Here is a 4,313-nt window from a genome sequence, read left to right on the forward strand (position 1 = left end):
GCTTGCTCGCGATTGCGGTATGTCAGATAAGTATTTTTCAACTGACACACCGTAATCGCGAGCAAGCCCGCTCCCACAGGTTGACCATATTCTGCCTGTGGGATTGGGCCGGCTTCCGCCTCTATCAGCTTGCTCGCGATTGCGGTATGTCAGATAAGTATTTTTCAACTGACACACCGTAATCGCGAGCAAGCCCGCTCCCACAGGTTGACCATATTCTGCCTGTGGGATTGGGCCGGCTTCCGCCTCTATCAGCTTGCTCGCGATTGCGGTATGTCAGATAAGTATTTTTCAACTGACACACCGTAATCGCGAGCAAGCCCGCTCCCACAGGTTGACCAGATTCTGCCTGTGGGATTGGGCCGGCTTCCGCTCTATCAAATACGGTTTTACAGATTCAGCGGTTCTTGCGTGGCATACATCCACCGCAACAACGAATGCCTTCCGCTGATCCCCAGCTTGATCGCCGCGCGCTTGAGGTAACTCTCGACGGTGTTGACCTTCAACGCCAGTTGCTCCGCCAACTGCGGCCCGGTGAGCCCGCCCAGCAGGCCTACGCACACCTCAAATTCACGCGTGGACAGGGTCAGCCCCGACTGCACCAGGCGTTCTTCAATACGCCGACGCAGGGTTTCGATGCCTTGGTTTTTCGCTACCGCCGCGTCGCTGTTCTGGCGGGACGGCTGGATCGCGGTGATGTGTTTTTCGACCATCGGCAGCAACAGCGTGGAAAAGTCCTGCAGCATGCTGCGTTCCTGCGGCGAAAAGCTTTGCGACTGGTGTGAGCGGTACACCGACAGCACGTAGCGCAGGTCGTCTGTGCGACGGGTAAGGTGCAATTGTGCGGCGGGTTGTTCTTCGCCCAGAGCCACCGCCGAATCGGTGTAGACCGGGCTGATGCGGCGTCGGGTGTGCCCTTTGGCGTTCACTCGCATTTGCGTGATATGTGTGGCGTCCACTGCCAGTTGGGTGAGGATCAGGTCATGCAGCATGCGCGGAAAATGGCGACTTCCGGTGCTGGCAATGACCTTCCCTATATGAGGGAACAGGTGTGAGTTCATCGTTTCATCCATGAAATTCGAGTGTGGGTGTTCAAGCCTGTGGCAACGGGATTTGACATGGGTCACCAGGGTAATAACCTGGAGAGGTGATCTCTCCCGCTGAGACGTATGCTAGTACAGCATTGGGGGGTGAGGGGGATCCAATCTGGAAATAAATCATTAAAAAAAACGTGTAAAGGTGGTCGGACCGGTCTTACCGGTGGTTTGGCCATGCTCAAGGCGCGGCTCAGGTCTTATCTCACACGGTGTGTTGCAGTTTGGTGGCCTGGTTGACGGTGTGCGCATAGCCCAGGCTCAGAAGTTGACCGACGCACTCAAGCGCGCTGTCAACGGCGCGCCCTGGAACAAATAGTCATCGCCCATATACTCACCCGCATCACGCCAGTAGCGTGTGTCGAACAGGTTGTCGACGCTCAGGCGAAACACCGTTTCATGGCCGTCAACCCGGGTCGTATAGCGACCACCGACATTCACCACGGCATAATCGCCCACCTCAACATTGCCGGTGCGGTTGGCGTACTTTTTGGCGCTGTATTGCACCCCGCCCAGCACTGCTAACCCATTCACCCACGGCAACGCATAGTCGGCGTACACGCTGGCGCGAAAGGTCGGCACGTTGATCGTCTGATGGCCTTCGTACGCGGGCGTGCCGCTGTCGCTGACCCGCGCACGAATCGCCGCCGCGCTGGTCGAGATTTGCAGACGGTCAGTGGCCCAGCCGTTGGCCGAGACTTCGAGCCCGGTGTTTTTTTGCTCACCTTGTTGCACGTAGGTGAAATTGCCGGCGCCGTCGGGCTTGGCGTACTGATAGGCCTGGCGGGTCTGGAACACGGCGGCGGCGAAGCTGATGCGGCGCCAGTCGTACTTCACGCCGGCTTCGAGCTGTCGTGATGTGGTCGGCGCCAGCGTTTCATCGGCGTTGCTTGCGTACCACGGCGCCGTGCCACCCAAGGACACGCCCTTGCTGTAACTAGTGTAAAGCGAGATATTTTCAAGCGGTTTATAGATCAGCGCCGCCTGCGGCAAAAACACGTATTGCCGGGTGTGCCGTGCCTGATTGCCTTGGCTGTCGAAGGCGTGTTCATCCAGGCGCACTTCGCGGCCACCGAGGATGGTTTGCCATTGCTCGTTGAAGCGGATGCGGTCGGTGACAAACACGCCGTACTGACGGCTGTCGAGGTTGCGGTGGCTGTCGTTCAACGGCTTGTCGGTGGGGGTTAAGGTCGGCGCGTCGGTGTCGATATTGCCGCTGCCGATCCATTCATTCAGCGCCAGGCGCTTATCGATCACCCGGCGAAACGCGCTGGTGCCGAAGGTCAATTCGTGGCCCAGGCCTGCGCTATCGAACACGCCGGTCATGGCCGCTTGCACTTCATCGTCGCGGCGCGTGTCGTCGGGGCTGCGGTAATCGTAGATGTCGTAATTGCCTTCGGGGCTGAAGTAGTTGCCGACACCGCGGGTGTCGCCACCCCAGGCGAACGCGCTGTAGTCGTCGATCACCACTTTGCTGCGGGCCGCGCTCACGCTGCCTTGCCACTGATCGCTGAAGCGGTAGTCAAATTTGCCGTTGAGGTTCAGCGAATCAATGCCGACCTGATGCGTGCCGCTCTGGTGCCCCAAGAGTTTTTTCGGCGACGCGTCATGCGGCACTTCAGTGCCACCGAGCAACTGATAACCCGGCACCGAGCGCTGCTGCCGGGTCTGGTATTCCGCATCCAGTTGCAGCACGGCATCCGGGCTGATGTTCCAGTCGAACGCCAGCGATACAAAGTCGCGCTGGCCGTTGGCATGTTCTACATACGCGTTAAGGTCTTCGTGCGCCACGTTGGCGCGCAGGCCAAACTGCTGCTCGCTGCCAAACCAGCCGCCGACATCGGTGGCGATGTAGGCGCTGCCGCGAGCATCGCTCGACACCGTCACCGAGCGTACGTCTTCCGGGCGCTTGGTCACGTAGTTGATCACGCCGCTGGGCTCGGAAATGCCGCTCTGCAAACCGGCCAGGCCCTTGAGCACTTCGACCTGCTGTTTGTTTTCGAGGGCGACGTTCTGCTCGCCGGTGATGGTGCGCCCGTTGATCTTGTAACTGCTGGCGGCGTTCAGCGAGAAGCCGCGCACTACAAAATTCTCGTAATAGCCGATGGGCGCGTAACTGTCGCCCACCGACGCATCGTTGCGCAGCACTTCACTCAGCAACCGGGCTTGCTGGTCCTTGATCAGCGCCGCGTTGAGCACCGTGATCGAGGCTGGCGTGTCCAACAGCGGCGCTTCATTGAAGCCGCCGACCGAGGCGCTGCCTGCGCGGTAACCTGCGTCATCCTGACCCTGGACCTGCACCGTCGGCAGTTCAATTTCAGCCGCGAGGCTGCTACCGATGCCGCCGCTGAGCAGCAAGCCGAGGGCGAAACGTGACGTGACGACGGGACGAAAACGCAAAACCATGGGGCAAGGCCTTAAAGCGCAGGGCAGGGGGGGCGCATAAGCTAGGCATAACGGTGCGGTTTTACAAGGTCTTGAATCACGGCCCGGGCTAATGTGGCAGGGCGCTTGCTCCCGATAGCCGTGTGTCAGCCGCCAGGATTATCGACGGTGGCGCCGCCAGCGGCAGCACGCCGCCGCCCACAGAGTTGATGCATTGATGCGCTGAGCGTGGCAGGCTGGGCAACGTTTTCCTTTGGTTTCTGGAGATTTACCGTGCCAAAAGCATCTGCTGTGATTGAAATCCCGGTGTCGGCCGAACAGGCCTGGCAATTGATCGGCGGCTTCAACGCGCTGCCGGACTGGTTGCCGTTAATCGTCAAAAGCGAGGCGGGCGACGGTGGCCGCCTGCGCCATTTGGAAACGGCGGATGGCAGTGTGATCGTCGAGCGTTTGCAGAGCTTTGATAACGTGTTGCGCAGCTACAGCTACACCATCGAGCAGTCACCGTTTCCGGTCAGTGCCTACCTTGCGACGGTGCAGGTTGAAGCCTTGACCGATGCGTCCGCGAAAGTCACCTGGTCCGGCGTATTCAGCCCGGCGCCGGGCACCACTGATGAGCAGGTAGAAACGCTGTTTACCGGCGTGTACAGCGACGGGCTCGAAGCGTTGCGCGCCAACTTCCCGGCTTGATAAGCCGGTGTGGGAGGTCGCTCGTTGCCGACAGCGGTGTATCTGGCTGAATCCCTAAAGTAGAAATGCAGTAACTGTGGGAGCGGGCTTACTCGCGATTGCGGTGTGTCAGTTGACAAATGCTTAGCTGACACACCGCAATCG

Annotated in this window: 4 protein-coding genes; 2 read left to right on the plus strand and 2 right to left on the minus strand. The window is 59.6% G+C overall.

The features are described 5' to 3' along the window. A partial coding sequence (locus ACOZK9_RS14185) for a hypothetical protein (RefSeq protein WP_421556069.1) occupies positions 1 to 182 on the plus strand: 182 nt, incomplete at its 5' end. Between the two features lie 207 nt (positions 183 to 389). On the opposite strand, the gene ACOZK9_RS14190 is transcribed toward ACOZK9_RS14185, so the two are convergent. Together ACOZK9_RS14190 and ACOZK9_RS14195 are read right to left on the minus strand one after the other, a co-directional pair. After that, on the minus strand, positions 390 to 1,061 hold the full coding sequence (locus tag ACOZK9_RS14190; RefSeq protein WP_152746085.1) for a helix-turn-helix transcriptional regulator: 672 nt from the start codon (positions 1,059 to 1,061) through the stop codon (positions 390 to 392). Between the two features lie 294 nt (positions 1,062 to 1,355). After that, on the minus strand, positions 1,356 to 3,500 hold the full coding sequence (locus ACOZK9_RS14195) for a TonB-dependent siderophore receptor (RefSeq protein WP_421556070.1): 2,145 nt from the start codon (positions 3,498 to 3,500) through the stop codon (positions 1,356 to 1,358). Between the two features lie 252 nt (positions 3,501 to 3,752). On the opposite strand from ACOZK9_RS14195, the gene ACOZK9_RS14200 reads away from it, so the two are divergent. Continuing rightward, positions 3,753 to 4,169 carry an SRPBCC family protein gene (locus ACOZK9_RS14200; protein ID WP_122251682.1) on the plus strand — a complete coding sequence of 139 codons (417 nt, stop codon included), beginning with the start codon at positions 3,753 to 3,755 and terminating at the stop codon, positions 4,167 to 4,169. The last annotated feature ends 144 nt before the right edge of the window (positions 4,170 to 4,313 follow it).

The organism is Pseudomonas kitaguniensis, assembly GCF_049199985.1.
Classification (GTDB): domain Bacteria; phylum Pseudomonadota; class Gammaproteobacteria; order Pseudomonadales; family Pseudomonadaceae; genus Aquipseudomonas; species Aquipseudomonas kitaguniensis.